The sequence below is a fragment of the Kitasatospora sp. NPDC017646 genome (assembly GCF_044329365.1).
Lineage (GTDB): Bacteria > Actinomycetota > Actinomycetes > Streptomycetales > Streptomycetaceae > Kitasatospora.
Genome location: NZ_JBIRJC010000010.1, coordinates 191,994 through 213,752, shown reverse-complemented (window position 1 = coordinate 213,752; position 21,759 = coordinate 191,994). Strand labels below are relative to the sequence as shown.

At 73.3% G+C, this 21,759-nt stretch carries 24 protein-coding genes and 1 pseudogene; 17 read left to right on the top strand and 8 right to left on the bottom strand.

Going from position 1 to position 21,759, the window contains the following annotated elements; all coding sequences use genetic code 11:
* The first annotated feature begins 51 nt into the window (after window positions 1-51).
* Window positions 52-948, top strand: a complete 897-nt coding sequence (locus tag ACH4J0_RS18550; RefSeq protein WP_396241298.1) for an ornithine cyclodeaminase family protein — start codon at window positions 52-54, stop codon at window positions 946-948.
* A gap of 96 nt (window positions 949-1,044) precedes the next feature.
* Here ACH4J0_RS18550 and ACH4J0_RS18545 read toward each other — a convergent pair whose 3' ends face one another.
* Window positions 1,045-1,233, bottom strand: a complete 189-nt coding sequence (locus tag ACH4J0_RS18545; protein ID WP_396241296.1) for a hypothetical protein — start codon at window positions 1,231-1,233, stop codon at window positions 1,045-1,047.
* 26 nt (window positions 1,234-1,259) lie between these two features.
* On the opposite strand from ACH4J0_RS18545, the pseudogene ACH4J0_RS18540 reads away from it, so the two are divergent.
* The 3 genes and pseudogenes from ACH4J0_RS18540 to ACH4J0_RS18530 form a co-directional block, all read left to right on the top strand.
* Window positions 1,260-1,520 (top strand): annotated as a pseudogene (locus ACH4J0_RS18540) (hypothetical protein); the annotation flags it as partial.
* A gap of 45 nt (window positions 1,521-1,565) precedes the next feature.
* Window positions 1,566-2,276, top strand: a complete 711-nt coding sequence (locus ACH4J0_RS18535; protein WP_396241294.1) for a GntR family transcriptional regulator — start codon at window positions 1,566-1,568, stop codon at window positions 2,274-2,276.
* An 8-nt stretch (window positions 2,277-2,284) separates the two neighbouring features.
* Window positions 2,285-2,407 carry a hypothetical protein gene (locus ACH4J0_RS18530; protein ID WP_396241292.1) on the top strand — a complete coding sequence of 41 codons (123 nt, stop codon included), beginning with the start codon at window positions 2,285-2,287 and terminating at the stop codon, window positions 2,405-2,407.
* Here ACH4J0_RS18530 and ACH4J0_RS18525 read toward each other — a convergent pair.
* On the bottom strand, window positions 2,404-3,087 hold the full coding sequence (locus ACH4J0_RS18525) for an ABC transporter ATP-binding protein (RefSeq protein ID WP_396241290.1): 684 nt from the start codon (window positions 3,085-3,087) through the stop codon (window positions 2,404-2,406). The genes ACH4J0_RS18530 and ACH4J0_RS18525 overlap by 4 nt on opposite strands.
* Window positions 3,084-4,160 carry an ABC transporter permease gene (locus ACH4J0_RS18520; protein WP_396241288.1) on the bottom strand — a complete coding sequence of 359 codons (1,077 nt, stop codon included), beginning with the start codon at window positions 4,158-4,160 and terminating at the stop codon, window positions 3,084-3,086. The genes ACH4J0_RS18525 and ACH4J0_RS18520 overlap by 4 nt, the downstream gene beginning before the upstream one ends.
* 162 nt (window positions 4,161-4,322) lie before the next feature.
* Between ACH4J0_RS18520 and ACH4J0_RS18515 the strand changes: the two genes are divergently transcribed.
* From ACH4J0_RS18515 to ACH4J0_RS18500, 4 genes are read left to right on the top strand one after another with little or no spacing between them, the layout of a single operon-like run.
* The gene (locus tag ACH4J0_RS18515; protein WP_396241286.1) at window positions 4,323-5,528 is read left to right on the top strand and encodes a sensor histidine kinase; all 1,206 of its coding nucleotides are present in this window, start codon (window positions 4,323-4,325) and stop codon (window positions 5,526-5,528) included.
* A complete protein-coding gene (locus ACH4J0_RS18510; protein WP_396241284.1) occupies window positions 5,525-6,151 on the top strand; it encodes a response regulator in 627 nt (208 codons plus the stop codon). The genes ACH4J0_RS18515 and ACH4J0_RS18510 overlap by 4 nt, the downstream gene beginning before the upstream one ends.
* A gap of 44 nt (window positions 6,152-6,195) precedes the next feature.
* Window positions 6,196-7,218: a nitronate monooxygenase gene (locus ACH4J0_RS18505; protein ID WP_396241282.1), complete on the top strand. Its 1,023-nt coding sequence runs from the start codon at window positions 6,196-6,198 to the stop codon at window positions 7,216-7,218.
* 46 nt (window positions 7,219-7,264) lie between these two features.
* Window positions 7,265-7,555 (top strand): helix-turn-helix domain-containing protein, encoded by a 291-nt coding sequence (locus tag ACH4J0_RS18500; RefSeq protein WP_396241280.1) that lies wholly within the window; start codon window positions 7,265-7,267, stop codon window positions 7,553-7,555.
* A gap of 18 nt (window positions 7,556-7,573) precedes the next feature.
* Here the strand turns inward: ACH4J0_RS18500 and ACH4J0_RS18495 are convergent, their stop codons facing one another.
* Window positions 7,574-9,025 carry an aminopeptidase P family protein gene (locus tag ACH4J0_RS18495; protein ID WP_396241278.1) on the bottom strand — a complete coding sequence of 484 codons (1,452 nt, stop codon included), beginning with the start codon at window positions 9,023-9,025 and terminating at the stop codon, window positions 7,574-7,576.
* Window positions 9,026-9,219: 194 nt separating this feature from the next.
* On the opposite strand from ACH4J0_RS18495, the gene ACH4J0_RS18490 reads away from it, so the two are divergent.
* The 5 genes from ACH4J0_RS18490 to ACH4J0_RS18470 are packed head-to-tail and all read left to right on the top strand — an operon-like array spanning window position 9,220 to window position 14,908.
* Entirely contained in the window at window positions 9,220-10,971 is a 1,752-nt protein-coding gene (locus ACH4J0_RS18490) for an ABC transporter substrate-binding protein (RefSeq protein WP_396241276.1), read from the top strand.
* An 11-nt stretch (window positions 10,972-10,982) separates the two neighbouring features.
* Window positions 10,983-11,939, top strand: a complete 957-nt coding sequence (locus tag ACH4J0_RS18485) for an ABC transporter permease (protein ID WP_396241274.1) — start codon at window positions 10,983-10,985, stop codon at window positions 11,937-11,939.
* Complete coding sequence (locus ACH4J0_RS18480) at window positions 11,936-12,922, top strand: ABC transporter permease (RefSeq protein WP_396241272.1); 987 nt, start codon at window positions 11,936-11,938, stop codon at window positions 12,920-12,922. Before ACH4J0_RS18485 ends, ACH4J0_RS18480 begins: the two co-directional genes overlap by 4 nt.
* A 1-nt stretch (window position 12,923) precedes the next feature.
* Window positions 12,924-13,931: an ABC transporter ATP-binding protein gene (locus tag ACH4J0_RS18475; RefSeq protein ID WP_396241270.1), complete on the top strand. Its 1,008-nt coding sequence runs from the start codon at window positions 12,924-12,926 to the stop codon at window positions 13,929-13,931.
* Window positions 13,931-14,908 (top strand): ABC transporter ATP-binding protein, encoded by a 978-nt coding sequence (locus tag ACH4J0_RS18470; protein WP_396241268.1) that lies wholly within the window; start codon window positions 13,931-13,933, stop codon window positions 14,906-14,908. Before ACH4J0_RS18475 ends, ACH4J0_RS18470 begins: the two co-directional genes overlap by 1 nt.
* A gap of 151 nt (window positions 14,909-15,059) precedes the next feature.
* Here ACH4J0_RS18470 and ACH4J0_RS18465 read toward each other — a convergent pair whose 3' ends face one another.
* Window positions 15,060-15,248: a hypothetical protein gene (locus ACH4J0_RS18465; protein WP_396241266.1), complete on the bottom strand. Its 189-nt coding sequence runs from the start codon at window positions 15,246-15,248 to the stop codon at window positions 15,060-15,062.
* A 2-nt stretch (window positions 15,249-15,250) separates the two neighbouring features.
* Between ACH4J0_RS18465 and ACH4J0_RS18460 the strand changes: the two genes are divergently transcribed.
* Window positions 15,251-15,598 (top strand): hypothetical protein, encoded by a 348-nt coding sequence (locus tag ACH4J0_RS18460; RefSeq protein WP_396241264.1) that lies wholly within the window; start codon window positions 15,251-15,253, stop codon window positions 15,596-15,598.
* A gap of 11 nt (window positions 15,599-15,609) precedes the next feature.
* Window positions 15,610-15,831, top strand: a complete 222-nt coding sequence (locus tag ACH4J0_RS18455; protein WP_396241262.1) for a hypothetical protein — start codon at window positions 15,610-15,612, stop codon at window positions 15,829-15,831.
* Between the two features lie 78 nt (window positions 15,832-15,909).
* Here ACH4J0_RS18455 and ACH4J0_RS18450 read toward each other — a convergent pair whose 3' ends face one another.
* Window positions 15,910-16,287, bottom strand: coding sequence for a YrdB family protein (locus tag ACH4J0_RS18450; protein ID WP_396241260.1), 378 nt, complete (start codon window positions 16,285-16,287; stop codon window positions 15,910-15,912).
* A 150-nt stretch (window positions 16,288-16,437) separates the two neighbouring features.
* On the opposite strand from ACH4J0_RS18450, the gene ACH4J0_RS18445 reads away from it, so the two are divergent.
* The gene (locus tag ACH4J0_RS18445; RefSeq protein WP_396241258.1) at window positions 16,438-17,631 is read left to right on the top strand and encodes an aminotransferase class V-fold PLP-dependent enzyme; all 1,194 of its coding nucleotides are present in this window, start codon (window positions 16,438-16,440) and stop codon (window positions 17,629-17,631) included.
* Between the two features lie 50 nt (window positions 17,632-17,681).
* Here ACH4J0_RS18445 and ACH4J0_RS18440 read toward each other — a convergent pair whose 3' ends face one another.
* Both ACH4J0_RS18440 and ACH4J0_RS18435 read right to left on the bottom strand, forming a co-directional pair.
* On the bottom strand, window positions 17,682-18,014 hold the full coding sequence (locus ACH4J0_RS18440; RefSeq protein ID WP_396241256.1) for an ArsR/SmtB family transcription factor: 333 nt from the start codon (window positions 18,012-18,014) through the stop codon (window positions 17,682-17,684).
* A gap of 29 nt (window positions 18,015-18,043) precedes the next feature.
* Window positions 18,044-18,418 (bottom strand): hypothetical protein, encoded by a 375-nt coding sequence (locus ACH4J0_RS18435; protein ID WP_396241254.1) that lies wholly within the window; start codon window positions 18,416-18,418, stop codon window positions 18,044-18,046.
* 261 nt (window positions 18,419-18,679) lie between these two features.
* On the opposite strand from ACH4J0_RS18435, the gene ACH4J0_RS18430 reads away from it, so the two are divergent.
* Window positions 18,680-21,535, top strand: coding sequence for a DEAD/DEAH box helicase (locus tag ACH4J0_RS18430; RefSeq protein WP_396241428.1), 2,856 nt, complete (start codon window positions 18,680-18,682; stop codon window positions 21,533-21,535).
* Window positions 21,536-21,759 lie beyond the last annotated feature (224 nt).

The following is a 21,759-nucleotide window of genomic DNA, read 5'->3' as shown; positions in this document are numbered from 1 at the left end:
GCGCCTGGTGGCGGGCCGTCCGGTACGGGGGCTGAGCCGCTCCAGTACTCCGTGCCGGGCACCGGCGGGGTGGGGCCCGCCGGGGCGGTGCGGGCGATCGAGCGGGTGCTGCTGGACGGGCTGGACCCGGAAACGGCACCCGCCCGGTCGGCCGTGCCGGTGCCGGCGGGCGAACTGCTGCTGATGCCGGCCGCCGCCGGGCCGTACGCGGGCGTCAAGGTCGCCGGAGTCGCACCGGACAACCCGGCCCGCGGCCTGCCCCGGATCACCGGCAGCTACCTGCTGCTGGACGGGCCGACGCTCCAGCCGCTGGCCGTGCTGGACGGCGCGGCCCTCACGGCCCTGCGCACGCCCGCCGTGACGGCGGCGGCGCTGGCGCGGCTTGCGGAGCCGGAGGCCGAGCACCTGGTGGTGTTCGGCTCCGGCCCGCAGGCGTACGGGCACCTCGACGCGCTGCTCGCCGTCCGGCCGCTGCGGCGGCTCACCGTGGTGGCGCGGGACCCCGGACGGGTGGCCGCCCTGGTGGCGTACGGGCGGGGCCTCGGGCTGTCGGCTTCGGCGGGTGGGCCGGAGGCGGTCGGACGGGCGGACGTGGTGGTGTGCTGCACGACCGCGCGCACCCCGCTGTTCGACGGCGCGCTGGTGCCCGCACACGCGGCCGTCGCGGCGGTCGGCTCGCACGAACCGGACGCGCGGGAGGTGGACGGGGTGCTGGTCGGGCGGGCCGAACTGTACGTCGAGGCGCGAGCGGTGGCGGCCCGCGAGGCCGGGGACCTGCTGCTGGCGGGCGTCGGCGGGCGGCGGCTGTGGAACCTGGCGGAACTGGTGCGCGGCGACGCACCGGTGCCGGGCGGACGGCCTCGCTTCTTCAAGAGCGTCGGGATGGCCTGGGAGGACCTGGCCGTCGCCGCGGAGGTGTACCGGGCCGGGCGGCGTCAGTCGCCGTAGCGCGCGAGCCGACTGCCCCGGGGTGGCGGCGCAGTTGTGGGGCCGGAGCCGGTCCGGCGGGAAGGGATCCCCCGCCGGACCGGCTCCTTTCGTGTGTCAGCCGTGCGGGAGGTAGGTGGCGAGCAGGCGGGCCAGGTGGCGACCGGCGACGTGCAGCGGCTCCTCGCTGCGGGCGACCTGGGCGGCGAGTTCGGCGCCCTCCAGGGCGCTGATGACCGTGCCGGCCATCGCGGCCGGGAACCACTCCGGGGACGTCGACCGGCTGACGACGGCGCTGGCCGGCATCGAGCACGTCCGGGCACACCGCCGAGGCCTCCGGAGTGGACGGCGCCCTGCCGGCCGTGCTGGCCGAGGCCTTCCGGCGCGGCGTCGAGTCCGGGCGCGGTGCGGCGAGCCTGACTGCGTTGGTGGGGCGGTTCCGGCGGGCGGGGCCGTCCGTGCAGCGGCAGATCGTGGGCCGCCGGCCGTTGTCACGGCCGGCGGCCGCTGTCACCATGGCCTCTGGCGGGGCTGGCGGGGCTGGCGGGCATGACGGGATGTTCGTTTCCCGGACTGTTGCACGCTCAACGTAACGTGACATTGTACGCTGGTGTTCTGCACCCACCCGGAGGAACACCATGGCCGAGCTCAAATCCCGCACCCTGATCTCCGTGCAGGAGCGGCTCCGCGACCAGGTCGCCCACGCCCTCCGGGCGGCTCTCATCTCCGGCGAACTGCGCCCCGGCGTCGTCTACTCCGCCCCCGCGCTCGCCGCCGATTTCGGCGTCTCCGCCACCCCCGTGCGCGAGGCCATGCTCGACCTCGCCCGTGAAGGCCTGGTCGAAGCCGTCCGCAACAAGGGCTTCCGGGTCACCGAGCTCACCGAGCGCGACCTGGACGACTACACCGAGATCCGCGCCCTGATCGAGGTCCCGACCGTCGGCCGGGTCACACGCACCGCGAGCAAGGACCAGCTGGAGCGGCTGCGCCCCCAGGCCGAGGCGATCGTCGCGGCCGCGCGCAAGCACGACCTGATCGGGTACCTGGAGGCGGACCGCCAGTTCCACCTCGACCTGCTCGGGCTGGCGGGCAACGCCCGCCTGGTCGACGTGGTCGGGGACCTGCGCAAGCGCTCCCGGCTGTACGGGCTGACGCGTCTGGACGAGCAGGGGCAGCTGGTGTCCTCGGCGGAGGAGCACGTGGAGCTGCTGGACCTGATGCTGAGCGGGGACGCCGAGGCGGCGGAGGCCTGCATGACGCGGCACCTCAGCCACGTGCGCTCCCTCTGGGCCGGCCAGGACGAGACGGCGGAGGCGGAGCGCCCGGCCCTGCGGCTGCGGGCCCGCTAGGGGGGCTTTTGACCGAGCCGAAGGACGGTGAGTACCGGGAGAAGGTCGTCCACCGCCCGGGGGAGTCGTTCACCTTGCCGGAGTCGATCGGCGCGGTGGTGACGATGAGCGTGGACGACCTGTTCTCCTAGGCTGCCGCCGAAGGCACCACCAGCCGACCGTCGTGGACCTCGGCGATCTGGTCGACGGCCGTCAGGTGGGTGCGGTCATGGGTGACCAGGACGGTCGCGGTGGCGCGGCGGTGGGTGAGCTCGGTGATCAGGTCCAGGACCGCCGCCCCGCGTTCGTGGTCGAGGGCGCTGGTGGGCTCGTCCACCAACAGGACCGTGGGGTCGTTCATCAGGGCGCGGGCGATGTTGATCCGTTGGCGTTGCCCGCCGGAGAGCTGGTGCGGCCGGCGGTGGGCCTGGTCGCGCAGGCCGACGGCGTCGAGGAGTTCCAGGGCGCGGGGGAGGGCGCTGCGGGGGGAGCGGCCGTCGAGGTGGGCCATCACCTGCAACTGCTCGGCGGCGGTGAGCGAGGGCAACAGGTTGGCCTGCTGGAAGACGATCCCGATCTTCGTGCGGCGCAGGGACGTCAGGGCGGCACGGTCGAGGTCCGCGGTGTCGGTGCCGTCGACCACCACCCGCCCGGAGTCCGGGCTGATCAGGGTCGCGGCCACCGCCAGCAGGCTGGACTTGCCGGAGCCGGACGGGCCGACGACGGCCGTGAGCGAGCCCTTGGGGACGGTCAGGGAGACGTCGTCCAGCGCGGTGAGCCGGCCGTCGCCGTCCGGGTAGGTGAGGGTGATGCGGTCCAGGAAAAGGCTCATCGGGCGCTCCCCAGGGCGGTCAGCGGGTCGACGGAGGTGATCCGGCGGATGGACAGGGCCGCGCCGACCGCGCCGAGGGCGATCATGACGGCGGCGGGCAGCAGCAGGGTCGGGGCGTCGAGGACGAAGGGGACGGCGGAGCCGATCAGCGAGCCGGCGCCGAGGGCGATGGCGGTGCCGACGGCCGTACCGAGCAGCAGCAGCAGGACGGCCTGGCCGAGGGCGTCGCGCAGCAGGTAGCGGGTGGAGGCGCCGAGGGCCTTCAACACGGCGACGTCGCCGCTGCGTTGGATCGTCCAGACGGTGAAGAAGGCGCCGATCACCAGGGCCGAGATGGCGAACAGGAAGCCGCGCATCAGCTGGAGGGAGCCGTTCTCGGAGGTGTAGGAGCCGATCGCGGCGAGGGCGTCGTCCCGGGTCCGGGTCTCGGTGCCGTGGCGGCCGTCGGCGGCGGCGAGGTCGGCGCCCCCGGTGGTGTGGAGGGCGATGACGGTGGCGTGGCCGGTGCCGCCGGGGGCGAACTGCTGCCAGTCGGTGAGGCTGGTCCAGATCACCGGGGTGTGGCTGTACGCGGCGTCGCCCTCCACGGCGGCGACGGTGAGACGGTGCCCCGCCATGGTGAAGTCGGCGCCGTCGGTGAGGTTGCCGAGCTTCTCGGCGGCGGCGGTGGACAGCACGGCCCGGCCGGGAGCGACCCGGCCGCCCCCAGGGGCCAGGTCGGAGCCGTCCGGGACGCCGAAGGCGGAGAGGGCGGCGGTGCGCTGCCCGGCGGCGGCCTTGGTGGTGGTGATGCCGAGCGGCTGGGCGGAGGTGACGCCGGGCTCGCGTGCCCAGGCCTGCCACTGGTCGGGGGTGACCTGGGAGTCGGTGAAGTTGAGCTCCTGGCCGTCGGCGGGCTTGCCGAACACCAGGTGGTCGGCGGGAAGCCCCTCGATGGCGGAGATGTTCTGCCGGCCGAGTCCGGCGGTGAGCCCGGACAGCAGACCGACCAGCACGGTGATCAGCACGATGACGGTTCCCATCAGGGCGAACCGGCCCTTGGCGAACCTCAGGTCCCTCCAGGCGACGAACACGGTGGGCCTTCCTACGGTGAAACGGGTGATGCTCAAACGGTGCGGGAAACCGGACTGCTCGGGCATCGCGCCGGGGATTGCATCCTGGGCATCGAAGGGTCGAAGCACCGGTCAACCTTTTGATTGATGCCGCTGCGCGGGCGAGGAGCTTAGGCTGGAGGGATGGCGACCGAACGATCCAGAACCACTCCCGTCGCCCGCGTCCTCCAGGTCTGCCTGCACCTGCTCGTGGCGGGCCTGCTGGCGCTCGCCGTCGCCCGTGCCGCCCTGGTCGACCGGAGCGCCGATCCGGCCGCCGTCGCCGCCGCGGCCTCCGCGATGGCCGCGGTGTACGCCGTCGGCCCGCGACTGGCCGCCGTCCGCGGCTCGCGCCGGGGAGCGGCGCTCTGGCTGGCGCTGCTCGGCGTCACCTGGGCGGGCCTGCTGGTCGCCACCCAGGACGGGGTGTGGCTGGCCTTCCCGCTGTACTTCCTGGAGCTGCACCTGCTCGGCCGCCGCAGCGGCCTGGTCGCGGTCGGGCTGACGGCCGCGGCCTCGATCGCCGCGTGGTCCTGGCACCAGCACAGCTTCAGCCTCGCCGCCTCGATCGGGCCCGCCCTCGGGGCGGCCGTCGCCACCGCCACCGTGCTCGGCTACCAGGCCCTGTACCGGGAGAGCGAGGAGCGGCGCCGGCTGATCGACGAGCTGACCGCGGCCCGCGCAGACGCCGCCGCCGCCCACCACGCGGCCGGGGTGCTCGCCGAGCGCGAGCGCCTCGCCCGGGAGATCCACGACACCCTCGCGCAGAGCCTCACCTCCATCCAGCTGCTGCTGCGCGCGGCCCAGCGGGCGCTGCCGGAGCGTACCGGGGCCGCGGCCGGGTACGTCGAGCAGGCGCGGCAGGCCGCCCAGGACAACCTGGACGAGGCCCGGCGGTTCGTCCGCGCGCTGACCCCGCCCGCGCTGGACGGAGATCCGCTGCCGGTCGCGCTGGAGCGGCTGTGCGCGACCACCACGGCGCACGGCGCGCTGCCCGTCCACCTGCACGTCTCCGGGAGCCCGGTCCGGTTGCCGGCCGCGCAGGAGGTGGCGCTGCTGCGGATCGCGCAGTCGGCGCTCGGCAACACCGTGCGGCACGCGAAGGCCTCGCGGGCCGAGGTGACACTCAGCTACATGGAGGGCGAGGTGGCGTTGGACGTGTTCGACGACGGGGCCGGGTTCGATCCGGCGGCGGTGGCCGGCCGCACCGGCGGGGACGGCGGCTTCGGGCTGCCCTCGATGCGGGCCCGGGCGCGGGCGCTCGGCGGCAGCTTCACGGTGGAGTCCGCGCCCGGGGAGGGCACGGCGGTGGCGGTGCAGCTGCCCGTCGCCCCGGAGGTCGGTCCGTGATCCGGCTGCTGATCGCCGACGACCATCCGGTGGTGCGGGCCGGGCTGCGGGCGGTGCTGGAGAGCGAGCCGGACTTCACCATCGTGGCGGAGGCGGCGACCGCCGAGCGTGCCGTCGAGCTGGCCGCGGCTCCGGGGGTGGACGTGGTGCTGATGGACCTCCAGTTCGGGCCGGCCTCGGCGATGAACGGGGCCCAGGCCACCGCGGCGATCACCGCCCGCGCGGGGGCGCCGCGGGTGCTGGTGGTCACCACGTACGACAGCGACGCGGACACCCTGCCGGCGCTGGAGGCCGGCGCGACCGGGTACCTGCTGAAGGACGCCCCGCCGGAGGAGCTGGCCCAGGCGGTACGGGCCGCGGCGGCGGGGCGCAGCGCGCTGGCGCCGAGCGTGGCGGACCGGCTGCTGGAGCGGATGCGGACGCCCGCGGCGGCGCTCAGCGCGCGGGAGACCGAGGTGCTGGGGCTGGTCGCGGACGGCTTGACCAATCAGCAGGTCAGCCAGCGGCTGCACCTGAGCCAGGCCACGGTGAAGTCCCATCTGGTGCACATCTACACCAAGTTGGGGGTGGACTCGCGCACGGCGGCGGTGCGGGAGGCGCGCGGGCGGGGGCTGATCCGCTGAGCGTAGGGTGAGGGCGGTACCCGTAGGAGTGGGAGGAGCCCCCGATGCTCGTGCGACTCGACGAACTCGCCGTACCGGTGGTCGGTGCCCCGATGGCGGGCGGGGCCTCGACCCCCGAGCTGGCGGCGGCGGTCAACCGGGCCGGCGGGCTGGGGTTCCTGGCCGCGGGCTACAAGAGCGCGGCGGCCATGGCCGAACAGATCGCCGCCCTGCGGAAGTCCACCGACCGGCCGTACGGGGTGAACCTCTTCGTGCCGGCCCCGCCCGCGGACCCGGCGGCGGTGGCCGCCTACCGGGAGCGGCTGCGGCCCGAGGCCGAGCGGTGGGGGGTGGCGCTGCCGGAGGTGATCGGGCCGGACCGGGACGACTGGGAGGCCAAGCTCGCCGCGCTGATCGCGGACCCGGTGCCGGTGGTCTCGTACACCTTCGGCCTGCCGACGGCCGAGGAGGCGGCCGCGCTGCGGGCGGTGGGAACGCTGCAGGTCGGCACCGTCACCACGCCGGAGGAGGCACGAGCGGCGCAGGCGGTCGGGATGGACGCCCTGTGCGTGCAGGGCCCGGAGGCCGGCGGTCACCGCGGCACCCACCGGGCGGCGGACGCCCCCGGGGAGCTGCCGCTGCTGGAACTGCTGCCCGCCGTACGGGCGGTGACGCCGCTGCCGCTGGTCGCCGCGGGCGGGCTGGGCGACGGGGCGGCGGTCGCGGCGGCGTTGCGGGCCGGAGCGGTCGCGGTGCAGCTGGGAACGGCGCTGCTGCGCTCCGACGAGTCCGGTGCCTCGGCCGCCCACCGGGCCGCGCTCACCGAACTGCCGGAGACCGTCGTCACCCGCGCCTTCACCGGCCGCCCGGCCCGCGGCCTGCGCAACGCCTTCGTCGACCGCCACGGCCCGTACGCCCCACCCGCCTACCCCGAGGTGCACCACCTCACTGCGCCCCTGCGCGCCGCCGCCACCCGCCGCGCCGACACGACCGCCATGCACCTGTGGGCGGGCACGGCGCACCGGCTGGCCCGTACGGGGCCGGCGGAGGAGATCGTGACGCAGCTGTGGCGGAGCGCGCGGGGGTAGTGCGCTGGGCGCGCGTTGAGTGGGGCGTGTTGTCGCTCGCAGGGTCATGGAGCGTTTCCCGGAGCTGGCGACGCCGGTGGCGGAAGTCGGGCGGGCGCGGATGCGTGAGGAGTCCCTGGCGCGGATCCGGGGGTATGAGCTGGCCGAGTTGCGGCGCAAGGCCGGGCTCACCCAGAAGCATGTGGCCGAGTTGCTCGGCGTGAGCCAGGCCCGGGTGTCCCAGATCGAGCACGGGCAGGTGGACAGCCTGGACAACCTCCGAGCGTACGCCGCAGCGATCGGCGGCGAGGTCGAGGTCACCGTGAAGCAGCGGGAGCGGACGATCAAGGTGGCTTGATCGTCCGCGCGACCGGACTCAGCTCAGCAGGGTGGCCATCCAGGACTCGATGCCGTCGGCCGTCCGGGGGAGGGCGGCGGACATCAGGTGGGCGCCGTCCTCGGTGATGACGAGGTCGTCCTCGATGCGGATGCCGAGGCCGCGGAGTTCCAGGGGGAGGGTCTCGTCGTCGGGCTGGAGGTAGAGGCCGGGTTCGACGGTGAGGACCATGCCCGCTTCCAGGGTGCCGTCCACGTAGCGGTCGGCGCGGGCCTTGGCGCAGTCGTGGTAGTCGAGGCCGAGCATGTGGCCGCTGCCGCAGAGGGTGTAGCGGCGGTACAGGCCGTTGTCCTCGGCGAGGGCCTGCTCGGCGGGGATTCGCAGGACGCCCCAGTCGGCGAGGCCTTCGGCGATGACGCGCATGGCGGCCCGGTGGAAGTCGCGGAAGCGGGCGCCGGGGCGCAGGGCGGCGATGCCGGCGCTCTGGGCGGCGAGGACGAGTTCGTAGGCCTGGCGCTGGACCGGGGTGAAGGTGCCGCTGAGCGGGAGGGTGCGGGTGATGTCGGCGGCGTAGAGGGTGTCGGTCTCGACGCCGGCGTCGAGCAGGAGCAGGGAGTTCGGGTCGAGGGCGCCGTCGTTGCGGATCCAGTGCAGGACGCAGGCGTGGGCGCCGGAGGCGGCGATGGTGGTGTAGCTGGTGCCGTTGCCCTCGGCGCGGGCGCGCAGGTCGAAGACGCCCTCGATCCAGCGTTCGCCGCGGTGGTGGCGCAGGGCGGCGGGCAGGGCGCGGACGACGTCCTGGAAGCCGGTGACGGTGTGGTCGACGGCGAGTTGCAGCTGCTGGACCTCCCAGGTGTCCTTGACCAGCCGCAACTCGGAGAGAACGGCGGCGAGTTCGCCGTCGCGCTGGTCGGCGCAGGGGCGTCCGGTGGCCTCGTCGACGAAGGCGTCGGTGCCGGCCAGCACCCGGGTGGGCGGTTGCGGCCCGGTGAGCGACTTGCCCAGGTCGTCGAGGTGTTCGGTGCGCAGCCCGGTGAGCCGGGCGGCCTCGGCGAGGTCGGGTCGGCGGCCGACCCAGAACTCGCCGTAACGGCGGTCGCGGTAGAACTCGCCGCCGTCGCGCGGGGACCGGGGGCGGACGTAGAGCACCGGTTCGTGGCCGGCGGCGCCGGCCGGTTCGAGGACGAGGACGTGGTCGGCCTGGTCCTCGCCGGTGAGTCCGGTGAGCCAGACGTACGCGCTGTGCGGGCGGAAGCGGTGGTCCAGGTCGTTGCAGCGGACCTTGAGGCGGCCGGCCGGGACGACGAGGCGTTCGCCGGGGAAGGCCGCGGAGAGCCGGGCGCGGCGGCCGGGGAACTGCGAGTGGCCGGGGACGCGCTGGTCGGCGGGCAGCGGGGTGGCGGCCCAGTGGGCGGCCATGAAGGCGTCCAGGGCGGGGGAGACCGGGAGGTCGTGGCTTCCGGTGGTGGGTCCGGGCTGCGGAAGGGTCACCGGTGAACTCCTAGGCGGGGGAGGGGGGCTGGGGCGCACGGACACAGCTGGGTAACGGAGGGCGCCACCTCTTGTGCAGTGCAATTTCACATTACTATGTTACGGGTCACACGGCGGTGCGGCCAGAGCCGGACCCCGCGACCGACCCGGGCCCAGAGCGGGCCAACGCAGGCCCCCCACAGCGGAGTTGCCACATGACCAGGCGCACCCATGCCCTCCTCGCCACCGCCCTGGCGGCGGCCCTCACCCTCGGCCTCGGGGCCTGCAAGAACGACAAGAGCGACAGCGGCGGTGACGCCGCGGCCGGCAGCACCCGGGCCCCCGGCGCCGAGTCCGGGACGATCGTCGGCGGCACCCCGGTCAGGGGCGGCACCCTGACCGTCCTGTCCAACCAGGACTTCGCCCACCTCGACCCGGCCCGCAACTGGACCATGCCGAACATGGACTTCGGCATCCGGCTGCTCTACCGCACCCTCGTCACCTTCAAGGCCGAGCCGGGCGCCGCGGGCAGCGAGATCGTCCCGGACCTCGCCACCGACCTCGGCCGGCCCTCGGACGGCGGCAAGACCTGGACCTTCACCCTCAAGGACGGCGTCAAGTACGAGGACGGCACCCCGATCAAGTCGGCCGACGTCAAGTACAACGTCGAGCGCTCCTTCGCCCCGGACCTCACCGGCGGCCCCGACTACGCCCAGCAGTACCTGGCCGGGGGCGAGAACTACAAGGGCCCGCTGAACGGCGAGCACCTGGCGAGCATCGAGGCCCCCGACGACAGGACGATCGTCTTCCACCTCAAGCGCCCGGTCGCCGAGTTCTCGTACACCGCGACCCTGCCGACCTTCTCGCCCGTGCCACAGTCCCAGGACAAGGGCACCCAGTACGACCTGCGGCCGTTCTCCTCCGGCCCGTACAAGATCGAGACCTACGACCGCGGCAAGCAGCTGGTCCTGGTCCGCAACACCGGCTGGGACCAGTCCACCGACCCGGTCCGCAAGGCGTACCCGGACAGGATCGTGGTCACCCAGGGCCTCAAGGGCGGCCAGGTGGACGACCGGATCATCGCCAGCGAGGGTGCGGACGCCTCCGCGGTCGAGTGGATGAACCTGCGCCCGGAGTCCGTCTCCAAGGTGCTGCCCAAGGCGGACGTGAAGTCCCGGCTGATCGCCGAGCAGCAGGGCTGCACCGACATGCTGTACCCCAACACCTCCAAGGCGCCGTTCGACGACCCCAAGGTGCGCGAGGCCCTGATGTACGCCGTCGACCGGGACGCCCAGGTGACGGCCAACGGCGGCCCGGCGATGGGCGACGTGGCCACCTCCTACCTGCCGCCCGCGCTGACCGGCGGAACCAGGCTGGACCCGCTGAAGATCCCCTCCACCGGAGACCCGGAGAAGGCCAAGCAGCTGCTCAAGGACGCGGGCAAGACGGACCTCAAGGTCTCGCTGACCGTCTCCTCCGGCGACAAGACCCGGGCCGAGGCGCTGCAGCAGTCGCTGGCCAGGGTCGGTATCCAGGTCACCATCAACACCGCCGACCCGTCCGTCTTCTACGACACCATCGGCGACACCAAGAACGCTCCCGACCTGGCCATCGTCGGCTGGTGTCCGGACTACCCGTCCGGCGCGACCTTCCTGCCGCAGGTCTTCGACGGCCGCACCATCAAGGAGAAGGGCAACCAGGGCAACGTCGAGCAGTTCCGCGACCAGGCCACCTCGGACCGGATCGACCAGATCAACGCGATGTCCGACGTCGCCGAGGCCAACAAGGCCTGGCTCCAGCTCAACGAGGAGCTGCTGAAGAAGGCGCCCACCGTGCCGATGCTGTGGCAGCGCCGTCCGCTGCTGGCCGGGACGAACGTGGCCGGGGCGTTCGGCTCGCCGGTGTGGACCGGTCAGTGGGACTTCGCCACGATCGGTCTCAAGGATCCCTCCAAGAGCAAGGGCTGAGGGTCCCTCCGATGAGCACCACCATCGAAACCGCTACGGCCGAAGCGGCGCCGACCCTGGCGAAACGTTCCGGCAGAGGGCCCTGGCGGCTGGTCTGGGACCAGCTCTGGGCCAAGGGCTCGGCCCGCTTCGGCCTGGTCACCGTCGCCCTGCTGATCCTGCTCGCCGCCCTGGCCCAGCCGCTGAGCGAGCTCGGCGGCTGGACCCCCGAGGAGTTCGACAAGCGCGCCGTGGACCCGTACCTCGGCGGCCAGCCGATCGGCGACTTCGGCGGCATCGGCACCCGGCACTGGCTGGGCGTCGAACCCGCCACCGGGCGCGACCTGTTCGCCCGGGTGCTGCACGGCGGCCAGGTCTCTCTGCTGATCGCCTTCACCGCCACCGCCGTGGTGGTGGTCACCGGCACCCTGGTCGGGATCGCGGCCGGCTACTTCGGCGGGCGGACCGACACCGTGTTGTCCCGGCTGATGGACCTCACCATGTCCTTCCCCTCGCTGATCTTCATGATCTCGATGATGTCGGTGGCCAAGGACGTCAACCGGATCCTGCTGATCACCCTGGTGATCGGGCTCTTCACCTGGCCCGGCATCGCCCGGGTGGTGCGCGGCCAGACCCTCTCGCTCAAGCACCGCGAGTACGTCGAGGCCGCCAAGGTCGGCGGCGCCCGCCCCTGGCGCATCCTCACCCGGGAGATCCTCCCGAACGTCTCCGGCCCGGTCATCGCCTACACCACGCTGCTGGTGCCCGGCATGATCGCCACCGAGGCCGCGCTCAGCTACCTCGGCGTGGGCGTGCGCCCGCCGACCCCCTCCTGGGGCCAGATGATCGCCGAGAGCATCAGCTTCTACGAGACCGACCCGACCTACTTCCTGATCCCGACGGCCTTCCTGTTCCTCGCCGTGCTCGCCTTCACCCTGCTCGGCGACGCGCTGCGCGACATCCTCGACCCCAGGGGAGGCCGGTCGTGATCCTCTACCTCGGCCGCCGGCTGCTCGGCGCGCTCGGCATCCTGCTGGCGATCTGCGCGATCACCTTCACCATCTTCTACCTGCTGCCCGCCGACCCGGCGGTGGCCGCCTGCGGCAAGACCTGCAGCCCCGAGCGGGTCGCCGAGGTCAAGGCCGCGATGGGCCTGGACAAGCCGGTGTGGGAACAGTTCGCCACCTATGTGACCGGCATCTTCGCCGGACGCGACTACGGCAGCGGGGCCGGCGCCACCCACTGCGGCTTCCCCTGCCTCGGCTACTCCTACGAGTACTCGCTTCCGGTCTGGGGGCTGCTCACCGACCGTCTGCCGGTCTCCGTCTCGCTGGCCGTCGGCGCCTCCGTGCTCTGGCTGGTCCTCGGCCTGGGCGCGGGCGTCACCTCGGCGCTGCGCAAGGGCGGGATCGCCGACAAGACGCTGATGGTGTTCTCCGTCGGGGCGGCCTCGCTGCCCGTCTACTTCACCTCGATCATGCTGATCTGGGGCGTGGTCAGGACGGCCGGGCTGCTGCCGTACCCGTCGTACCACGCGTTCACCGACGGCCCGGTCGCCTGGGCCTCCAACCTGCTGCTGCCCTGGATCGCCCTCGCCCTGCTGTACGCGGCCATGTACGCCCGGCAGAGCCGCAACTCGATGATCGAGGCGATGGCCGAGCCGTACATCCGCACCGCCCGGGCGAAGGGGCTGCCGGCGCGCACGGTGACCGTCAAGCACGGGCTGCGCTCCGGGATGACGCCGATCCTGACCATCTTCGGGATGGACCTCGGCGGGCTGCTGGCCGGCGCCGTCATCACCGAGTCGATCTTCGGACTGCCCGGTGTCGGGCGGCTCTTCTACGACGCGCTGGTGCGCTCCGACCAGCCGGTGATCCTCGGGGTCACCCTGCTCGCGGCCACCTTCATCGTCGTCGCGAACCTGCTGGTCGACGTGCTGTACGCGTACGTCGACCCGAGAGTGAGGTACTGAGATGGCTCTCCTGTTGGAGGTCGATGACCTCAAGGTCGCCTTCGACACCCCGCGCGGCACCGTCAAGGCCGTGGACGGCATCTCCTTCGCCGTCGAGGCCGGGCGCACCCTCGGGCTGGTCGGCGAGTCCGGCAGCGGGAAGTCCGTCACCTCCCTGGCCGTCATGGGCCTGCACCGGGGGGCCGCCGTCAGCGGCTCGATCCGGCTCCACGGACAGGAGTTGACCGGGCTGGGGGAGCGGCAGCTGGGCGCCGTCCGGGGCCGGCGGATCGCGATGATCTTCCAGGACCCGCTGTCCAGCCTGCACCCCTTCTACACCGTCGGCGAACAGATCGCCGAGCACTACCGGGTGCACTTCCGGGCCGGCCGGAAGGCCGGACGCGCCAAGGCGGTCGAGATGCTCGCCGAGGTCGGCATCCCGGAACCGGCCCGCCGGGTCGACGAGTACCCGCACCAGTTCTCGGGCGGCATGCGCCAGCGCGTCATGATCGCCATGGCGCTCGCCTGCGAACCCGACCTGCTGATCGCCGACGAGCCCACCACCGCCCTGGACGTCACCGTCCAGGCGCAGATCCTCGACCTGATCGCCCGGATCCAGCAGGACCGCGGCCTCGGCGTCGTGATGATCACCCACGACCTGGGCGTGGTCGCCCGGGTCGCCCACGAGGTGCTGGTCATGTACGGCGGCCGGGCGGCCGAACAGGCCCCGGCGGAAAGGCTTTTCGCCGCGCCCGCGCACCCGTACACCCGCGGCCTGCTGGACTCGCTGCCGCGCCTGGACGACACCGACGACGCCCCGCTGCGGGCCATCCCCGGCAGCCCGCCGTCACTGCTCGCCCCCGCCCCCGGCTGCTCCTTCGCCCCGCGCTGCGCCCGCACCACCGCCGCGTCCGCCGAGGAGCACGCCCGCTGCCTGGCCGAGCGCCCGCCGCTCGACCGGCTCGGCCCGCCCGCCGCCGGCCACCTGGCCGCCTGCCATCTGCCCCTGGTGCCGGAAGGGATCGTCTGATGGCCGAACCACTGCTCTCCGTAAGGGACTTGGTGAAGACCTTCGCCGGGCGGCGCGGGCGCACCGGCCGGGCCGGTGCGCCGATCCGGGCCGTGGACGGGGTGAGCTTCGACCTCGGCGCGGGCGAGACACTGGGCCTGGTCGGCGAGTCCGGCTGCGGCAAGTCCACCACCGGGCGGATGATCGTCCGGCTGCTCGACCCGACTTCGGGCACCGTCACCTTCGACGGCACCGAGATCGGCGGCCTCTCCCAGGCCCGGCTGCGGCCGCACCGGCGGCACCTGCAGATGGTCTTCCAGGACCCGTACTCCTCGCTCAACCCCCGGCAGACGGTGGCCCGGATCATCTCCGAGCCGCTGCTCGTCCAGGGCACCGGCGCCGAGGAGGCGCGCGAACGGGCCGCGGACCTGATGGAGCTTGTGGGCCTGATCCCCGAGCACCTCGACCGCTACCCGCACGAGTTCTCCGGCGGCCAGGCGCAGCGGATCGGCATCGCCCGCTCGCTGGCCACCTCGCCGAAGCTGGTGATCGCGGACGAGCCGGTCTCCGCGCTGGACGTCTCCGTCCAGGCCCAAGTGGTCAACCTGATGGAGCAGTTGCAGCGGGAACTGGGCCTGGCGTACGTGTTCATCGCGCACGACCTCTCGGTGGTCAAGCGGGTCTGCGACCGGGTCGCGGTGATGTACCTGGGCCGGATCGTGGAGATCGGCGACAAGGCCGAGGTCTACGGCAGTCCGGCGCACCCGTACACCCGGGCGCTGCTGTCCGCCGTCCCGCTGCCGGATCCGGCGGCGGAACGGGCCCGGGAGCGGATCGTGCTGCTCGGCGACCCGCCGAGCCCGGCCGACCCGCCCGCCGGGTGCGGCTTCCACCCGCGCTGCCCGAAGGCGCAGCAGCGCTGCCGGACGGAGCGGCCGCTGCTGGAGGTCGTCGGTACGGGTGGCCGCCAGGCCGCCTGCCACTTCCCGGAGGTCTGAGGGCCCGTCCCGCCCTGACGTCCCGCCCTGAACCCGTCCCGCCCTGAACCCGTCCCCGCCCTGAGGGCCTGTCGGGCCCTCAGGGCCGCACAAGCCCCGGTCGGACGCGGCGGGGAACCTCACGAGGGCCGCGTCCGACCGGGTTCCACCGTCAGTGCTCCTCGGTCGGCAGCAGCAGCCGGGGACCGGGCCCCTCGGTGGCGAGTTCGTCGCCCGGGTTGAGCACCCGGCAGCGGCGCAGCCACACGCAGCCGGTGCAGCCGGTCAGCTCGGCCTCCAGCCGTTCCAGCTCGCCGCGGCGGGACCGCAGTTGCTCGGCCCAGCGGCGGGAGATCCGCACCGGTGCCGCTGCCCTCGCTGCTGCTGCTCACCCTGGCGGCGGCCGCCTTCAGCATCAGCTCGACCGTTCCGAGCGGCTGGGCGACGGCGGTCTGCCTCGGCGCCGGCCTGGCACTGCTGGTGGGCTTTCGTGGCGGCCGAGCAGCGCGGCGGGGCGACGGTGCTGCCGCAGCGGACCTACCGGGCCGGGGGCCGCTGAAGTGGCTCTACCTGGCCGTCGCGGTGCTGTGCGCGGGCGTGGTGGCGGAGAACTTCATCCCGCTGTTCGGGCAGGAGCTGGGCGGTCTCGGCCCACTGCCGGCCGACTTCCTCGGTGCCGCCGTGTCGGCGGGCTGGACGGCGGCTACCTGAGCGTCGCCGCGATGCGCAGCAGCGGCGACCCGGCCGAGGGCGGCAAGGCCGCGGCGGCGATCAACACCACCCAGCTGGTCTCCTTCTCGGTGACCTCGGCGCTGGCCGGCACCCTGGTCAACCTCGGGACGGGCGGGCCGGTGGAGGCCGTGCGGTACATGACCTTCGGGATCGCCGCGATCACCGTGCTCGGGGTGGGGACGGCCGCGCTCACCGCCCGCCGGACGGGTTAGCGGGACCCTTGCGGACCGGCCCCGGATCCCTCTTCGTCGGGGGGCTCCGGGGCCTTTCCTCGCGCACCCGCCGGCACGTCAGTTCGCGGTGTACTCCACGGCCACGCTGACCACCGCCAGCACCGCGAAGACCACCGCCAGCGTGCTCCGGCCGGAGGAGTGCAGCGCGAGCGCCGCCGTCTCCAGGACCAGTACCTTGAGCGCGATCTCCACGGCCAGCGGCTGGCGGAACCTGGGCCCGCCCGCGGCCAGGAACAGGCCCCAGACGGTGGCCGCCAGGGCGGGTGCGCCGATCCCCAGCAGCAGCCGGGTGGCCAGGGTGGACCCGGTCTCGAACCCCCAGTAGCAGAGCGCCGCCAGCATGGCGAGCTCCAGCCCGAAGGCGAGGCCCGCGTTGGTCGCCGTCAGCGGGGTCCACTGCCGCTGCCCGACCGGACCCGGTCTTGCGATCTTCATCCCGTGCTCTCCCCCGTCTCGCCGGGCCGCCCGGCCAGGGCGGCGGTCGTGTGGAGTCTCCCAGTCCGACCCGTACGGACTCAATGGATCGACCGAGGGGCAGCCAGTACAGTGTTGTGAAATGTCACACATCACCAAGGGGAGGCTGTCGTGACCGAGGGCACTGAGGGCACCGCCGAAGATCTGAGCACCGTCGAACCGCCCACCCCACTGCCCGCCGCCGAGGGGCTGTTCAGCGTCTCGCCGCAGGCCGCGCACCTGAACCACGGCTCCTTCGGTGCCGTGCCGCTCCCGGTCCAGCGCGCGCAGGAGGCGCTGCGCACCGAACACGAGCGGGACCCCGACCTCTTCTTCGCCGACCTGCCGGAACGGATCGCCGCGGCCCGGGTGCGGATCGCCGCCGAGCTGGCCACCGATCCGGACCGGCTGGCGCTGGTCGCCAACGTCACCGAGGCGGCCGCGATCGCCCTCGACACCATCGCCTTCGCGCCCGGCGACCGGATCCTGGTCACCGACCACGGCTACGGCGCGGTCACCCAGGCCGCCGCCCGCAAGGCCGCCGAGACCGGCGCCCAACTGGTGGTGGCCGAGCTGCCGGTGGACGCCCCGGACGAGCGGGCCGTCCACGAGGCGGTGCTCGCCGCCGTCGACGGGCGCACCACCGTCGCGATCCTGGACCGGATCACCTCGCCCACCGCCCGTACGGTCGCCTCCCCGGGCCTGGTCGCCGAGCTGCGCGAGCGCGGAGTGACCACCCTGGTGGACGGCGCCCACGCGCCCGGCATGCTGTCCGACCCGATCGACCCGAACGCCGACTTCTGGTTCGGCAACCTGCACAAGTGGGCCTTCGCCCCACGCGCCACCGGCGTCCTGTCCGTCCGCCCCGAGTGGACGGCCCGGGTGCGCCCGCTCGCGCTGTCCTGGGAGCACCACCGGGGCTTCCCGGCCAACGTGGAGTGGCGCGGCACCTGCGACTACACCCCCTGGCTGGCCGCCCCGGCGGGCTTCGAGCTGCTGGGCGAGCTGGGCCGGGAGGCGGTCGCCGCGCACAACGCCGCGCTCGCCGCGTACGGCCGGCGAGTGCTGGTCGAGCGCGCGGGCCTGCGGGCGCTGCCCGCGACGCCCTGGGTGTGGATGCGCGCAGTACGGCTGCCGGAGGGCCGCTTCGACACCGAGGAGTCCACCCGGGCGCTGGTGGCCGAGCTGTGGCAGCGGTTCGGCGTCCGGGTGGCGGCCCGGCCGTGGCCCGGCGGCGGGCTGCTGCGGGTGAGCGCCCAGCTGTACAACCGGGCGGCGGAGTACGAGCGGCTCGCGGACGGGCTCGCGGAGCTGCTGAAGGAGTAGAGCGCGTCCTGTGGATCCTGCCGGACCCGGCGAGGATCCGTAGGACGCCCCTAATCGCCGGCCGCCCGCAGCTCCGCGAGCAGGGCGTCCCGTTCGGCGAGCAGCCCGGTGAGGATCCGCCGGGCTGCCCGCAGCAGGTCGGTGACGTCCCCGCCGGCCAGCGCGTAGACCACCGTGCTGCCCTCCCGTGTGGCGGTGACGATGCCGGACCGGCGCAGCACCGCGAGCTGCTGGGACAGGCTGGAGGGCTCGACCCCCAGCTCGGCGAGCAGGCAGCGGACGGGCGTCGGCCCGGCCTGGAGCATCTCCAGCACCCGGATCCGGACGGGATGGCCGAGCATCCGGAAGAAGTCGGCCTTGGCCTGGTACAGCCCTACCGTCACGAGGCCCCCCTTCCCTGGTGTCGGCGGGCTCAGATCTCCAGCGAGAGTTCGATCCGCTTCAGCTGGTGGCGGGCCATCGCGAGGTTGGAGCGGCTGCGGTTGAGGGCGAGGAACAGGAACAGGCCGCGCCCGCTGGGCGTCGTGATCGGCCGGACCATGTGGTACTGGTTGGTCAGGCTGATCAGGATGTCCTCGATCTCGTTGTCGTGCAGGTTGAGCATCTCCATCGCCCGCATCTTGGCGCGGACCACGTCGGTGTTGCCGGCCGCGGCGACGTTGAGGTCCATGTCGCCGCCGTCGCCGAGGCTGCCGAGGGCCATCCCGCTGCCGTAGTCGACCAGGGCGACGCCGATCGCGCCGTCGATCGCCATGGCTTCCTTGAGGGACATCTCCAGGTTCGCCATCGTGACTGTCCTCCCGTGAGTCGGTGACCGGGACACCCGCGGGTGCCCCGGCACTCGAAGGTAGGGAGCAACTCCCGCCCTCCACCGCAGATGACCGGAGACGTTCGGATCTGATTCGCTCCCGATCGCTTGAAGACATTTGCAACTATGGATCTGGGAGAGGAGTGATCTCCTCGCGCGGAAAACAGTGCTATCGATGTCACTCCACCCGGGTAACCTCTCGCTGAGATGCGAGATCACACCAACCACACCCGGACGGCGATGAACACCCCCGATCCAGAGCCCCAGGAAGACCGGGAGCTCAGCCCCGCCGAGGCGTACGCGGCCAGCCGTCGCCGGGCCAAGGAGCAGGCCACCGCCCTCCACGGCTTCCAGCAGCTGTACGACTTCCCGCTGGACGACTTCCAGCTGGAGGCCTGCGAGACGCTGGAGGCCGGATCGGGCGTCCTCGTCGCCGCCCCCACCGGCTCCGGGAAGACCATCGTCGGCGAGTTCGCCGTGCACCTGGCCCTCGCCGCGGGCCGCAAGTGCTTCTACACCACGCCGATCAAGGCGCTGTCCAACCAGAAGTACGGCGACCTGGTCAAGCGCTACGGCGCCGCCAAGGTCGGCCTGCTCACCGGCGACAACACCGTCAACGGCGACGCCCCCGTGGTGGTCATGACCACCGAGGTGCTGCGCAACATGCTCTACGCGGGCTCCAGCACCCTCGACGGCCTCGGCTACGTCGTCATGGACGAGGTGCACTACCTCGCCGACCGCTTCCGCGGCGCCGTCTGGGAGGAGGTCATCATCCACCTCCCCGAGTCGGTCACCCTCGTCTCGCTCTCCGCGACCGTCTCCAACGCCGAGGAGTTCGGCGACTGGCTGGACACCGTCCGCGGCGGCACCAAGGTGATCGTCTCCGAGACCCGCCCGGTGCCGCTGTGGCAGCACGTGATGGCCGGCAACCGGATGTACGACCTGTTCGCCAACCCCGACCGGGACGGCCGCCCCAAGAACAACCTCAAGAACCCCGGCAAGGCCGTCAATCCCGAGCTGGTCCGGCTCGCCCGCTCCGAACTCGACCGCAACCCGCGCGACCGCTTCGGCCGCGGCCGGGGCCGCTCCATGCCCAACGGCCGTCCCGGCCGGGTCTGGACGCCGGGCCGGGTCGACGTCATCGACCGGCTCGACGCCGAGGGCCTGCTGCCCGCGATCACCTTCATCTTCAGCCGGGCCGGCTGCGAGGCCGCCGTCCAGCAGTGCCTCAGCTCCGGCCTGCGGCTCAACAAGGACGCCGACCGCGCCCTGGTCCGGGCCATCGTCGAGGAGCGCTGCGCCGACATCCCCGACGAGGACCTGCACGTCCTCGGCTACTTCGAGTGGCTGGACGGGCTGGAGCGCGGCATCGCCGCCCACCACGCCGGGATGCTGCCCCGGTTCAAGGAGGTCGTCGAGGAGCTCTTCGTGAAGGGCCTGGTCAAGGCCGTCTTCGCGACCGAGACCCTGGCGCTCGGCATCAACATGCCCGCCCGCTCGGTGGTCATGGAGAAGCTGGTCAAGTGGAACGGCGAGACCCACGCCGACATCACGCCCGGGGAGTACACCCAGCTCACCGGCCGGGCCGGGCGGCGCGGCATCGACATCGAGGGCCACGCCGTGGTGCTCTGGCAGCGAGGCCTCGACCCGGAGGCCCTGGCCGGGCTGGCGGGCACCCGCACCTACCCGCTCAAGTCCTCGTTCCGGCCGTCGTACAACATGGCCGTCAACCTGGTTTCCCAGTTCGGGCGGCACCGCTCCCGCGAGCTGCTGGAAACCTCCTTCGCCCAGTTCCAGGCCGACCGCTCGGTGGTCGGCATCGCCCGCCAGGTGCAGCGCAACGAGGAGGGGCTGGAGGGCTACCGCGAGTCGATGACCTGCCACCTCGGCGACTTCGACGAGTACATGGAACTGCGCCGCCGGCTCAAGGACCGCGAGAACGAACTGGCCCGCGAGGGCACCAGCCAGCGCCGCGCCGCCGCCGTCGAGTCCATCGAGCAGCTCAAGCCGGGCGACGTCATCCACGTCCCCACCGGCAAGTTCGCCGGCCTCGCCCTGGTCCTCGACCCCGGTCTGCCCCCGGTCAGCCGCTCCGGCCGGGGCGGCCCGCGCCACCCCGACTTCCAGGACGGCCCGCGCCCGGTGGTGCTCACTGCCGAACGGCAGGTCAAGCGGCTCGCGATGATCGACTTCCCGCACCCGGTCGCCGCGATCGAGCGCGTGCGCATCCCCAAGTCCTTCAACCCGCGCAGCCCCCAGTCCCGGCGCGACCTCGCCTCCGCGCTGCGCACCAAGGCCGGCCACCTCGAACCCGAGCGGTTCCGGCGCGGCCGCGCGGCCGCCGCGGACGACCCGGAGATCACCCGGCTGCGCACCGAGCTGCGCCGGCACCCGTGCCACGGCTGCACCGACCGCGAGGACCACGCCCGCTGGGCCGAGCGCTACCACCGGCTGCACCGCGACACCGAACTGCTGGAACGCCGGATGCGCTCCCGCACCCACACCATCGCCCGCACCTTCGACCGGGTCTGCGCGCTGCTCACCGACCTCGGCTACCTCCGGGGCGACACCGTCACCGACGACGGCAAGCGCCTCGGCAGGCTCTACGGCGAACTCGACCTGCTCGCCTCCGAGTGCATCCGCGAGGGCGTCTGGAGCGGCCTGGCCGCCGCCGAACTCGCCGCCTGCGCCTCGGCGTTGGTCTACGAGTCGCGCCAGGCCGACGACGCCGGCGCCCCCCGGGTGCCGGAGGGCGCGGCCAAGGAGGCGCTCGGCCAGATGGTCCGCATCTGGGGCCACCTCGACGCCCTGGAGGAGCAGCACCGGATCAACACCGCCGAGGGCGTCGGCCAGCGCGAACCCGACCTCGGCTTCGCCTGGGTCGCCTACCGCTGGGCCCTCGGCCACAACCTCGACCAGGTCCTGCGCGACGCCGACATGCCGGCCGGCGACTTCGTCCGCTGGACCAAGCAACTGATCGACGTCCTCGGCCAGATCCAGGACGCCGCCGGCGCGGACGCCGAACTCCGCAAGACCGCCCGCAAGGCCGTCGACGGCCTCCGCCGCGGCATCATCGCCTACTCGTCGGTGGGCTAGTACGACCAGGAGGTGGCCGGCACGAGGCCACTCGCGCCGGCCACCTCCTGCGTCGCGCACCGGGAGTCCCTGATGAGGCCCAGGGCGGGGCGCTGGTGGCGTTGCGCAGGAAGTCGGCCCGGCCGACTTCCTGCGCGCCACACGCCCCACTTGGTTGGCAAAGGACCCCGGCGGCGGGGGAGGGTGGGTGCCCGGCCCCCACCCGGGGCGGGGGGGTGGTAGGT

What these genes read in the sequence shown, in the direction of transcription:
- ACH4J0_RS18435 (WP_396241254.1), bottom strand. Translation starts at nt 18,418, where the DNA reads ATGGCGAACCTGGAGATGTCCCTCAAGGAAGCCATGGCGATCGACGGC.
- ACH4J0_RS18430 (WP_396241428.1), top strand. Translation starts at nt 18,680, where the DNA reads ATGAACACCCCCGATCCAGAGCCCCAGGAAGACCGGGAGCTCAGCCCC.
- ACH4J0_RS18545 (WP_396241296.1), bottom strand. Translation starts at nt 1,233, where the DNA reads ATGCCGGCCAGCGCCGTCGTCAGCCGGTCGACGTCCCCGGAGTGGTTC.
- ACH4J0_RS18535 (WP_396241294.1), top strand. Translation starts at nt 1,566, where the DNA reads ATGGCCGAGCTCAAATCCCGCACCCTGATCTCCGTGCAGGAGCGGCTC.
- ACH4J0_RS18470 (WP_396241268.1), top strand. Translation starts at nt 13,931, where the DNA reads ATGGCCGAACCACTGCTCTCCGTAAGGGACTTGGTGAAGACCTTCGCC.
- ACH4J0_RS18500 (WP_396241280.1), top strand. Translation starts at nt 7,265, where the DNA reads ATGGAGCGTTTCCCGGAGCTGGCGACGCCGGTGGCGGAAGTCGGGCGG.
- ACH4J0_RS18490 (WP_396241276.1), top strand. Translation starts at nt 9,220, where the DNA reads ATGACCAGGCGCACCCATGCCCTCCTCGCCACCGCCCTGGCGGCGGCC.
- ACH4J0_RS18505 (WP_396241282.1), top strand. Translation starts at nt 6,196, where the DNA reads ATGCTCGTGCGACTCGACGAACTCGCCGTACCGGTGGTCGGTGCCCCG.
- ACH4J0_RS18450 (WP_396241260.1), bottom strand. Translation starts at nt 16,287, where the DNA reads ATGAAGATCGCAAGACCGGGTCCGGTCGGGCAGCGGCAGTGGACCCCG.
- ACH4J0_RS18515 (WP_396241286.1), top strand. Translation starts at nt 4,323, where the DNA reads ATGGCGACCGAACGATCCAGAACCACTCCCGTCGCCCGCGTCCTCCAG.
- ACH4J0_RS18455 (WP_396241262.1), top strand. Translation starts at nt 15,610, where the DNA reads ATGCGCAGCAGCGGCGACCCGGCCGAGGGCGGCAAGGCCGCGGCGGCG.
- ACH4J0_RS18485 (WP_396241274.1), top strand. Translation starts at nt 10,983, where the DNA reads ATGAGCACCACCATCGAAACCGCTACGGCCGAAGCGGCGCCGACCCTG.
- ACH4J0_RS18525 (WP_396241290.1), bottom strand. Translation starts at nt 3,087, where the DNA reads ATGAGCCTTTTCCTGGACCGCATCACCCTCACCTACCCGGACGGCGAC.
- ACH4J0_RS18475 (WP_396241270.1), top strand. Translation starts at nt 12,924, where the DNA reads ATGGCTCTCCTGTTGGAGGTCGATGACCTCAAGGTCGCCTTCGACACC.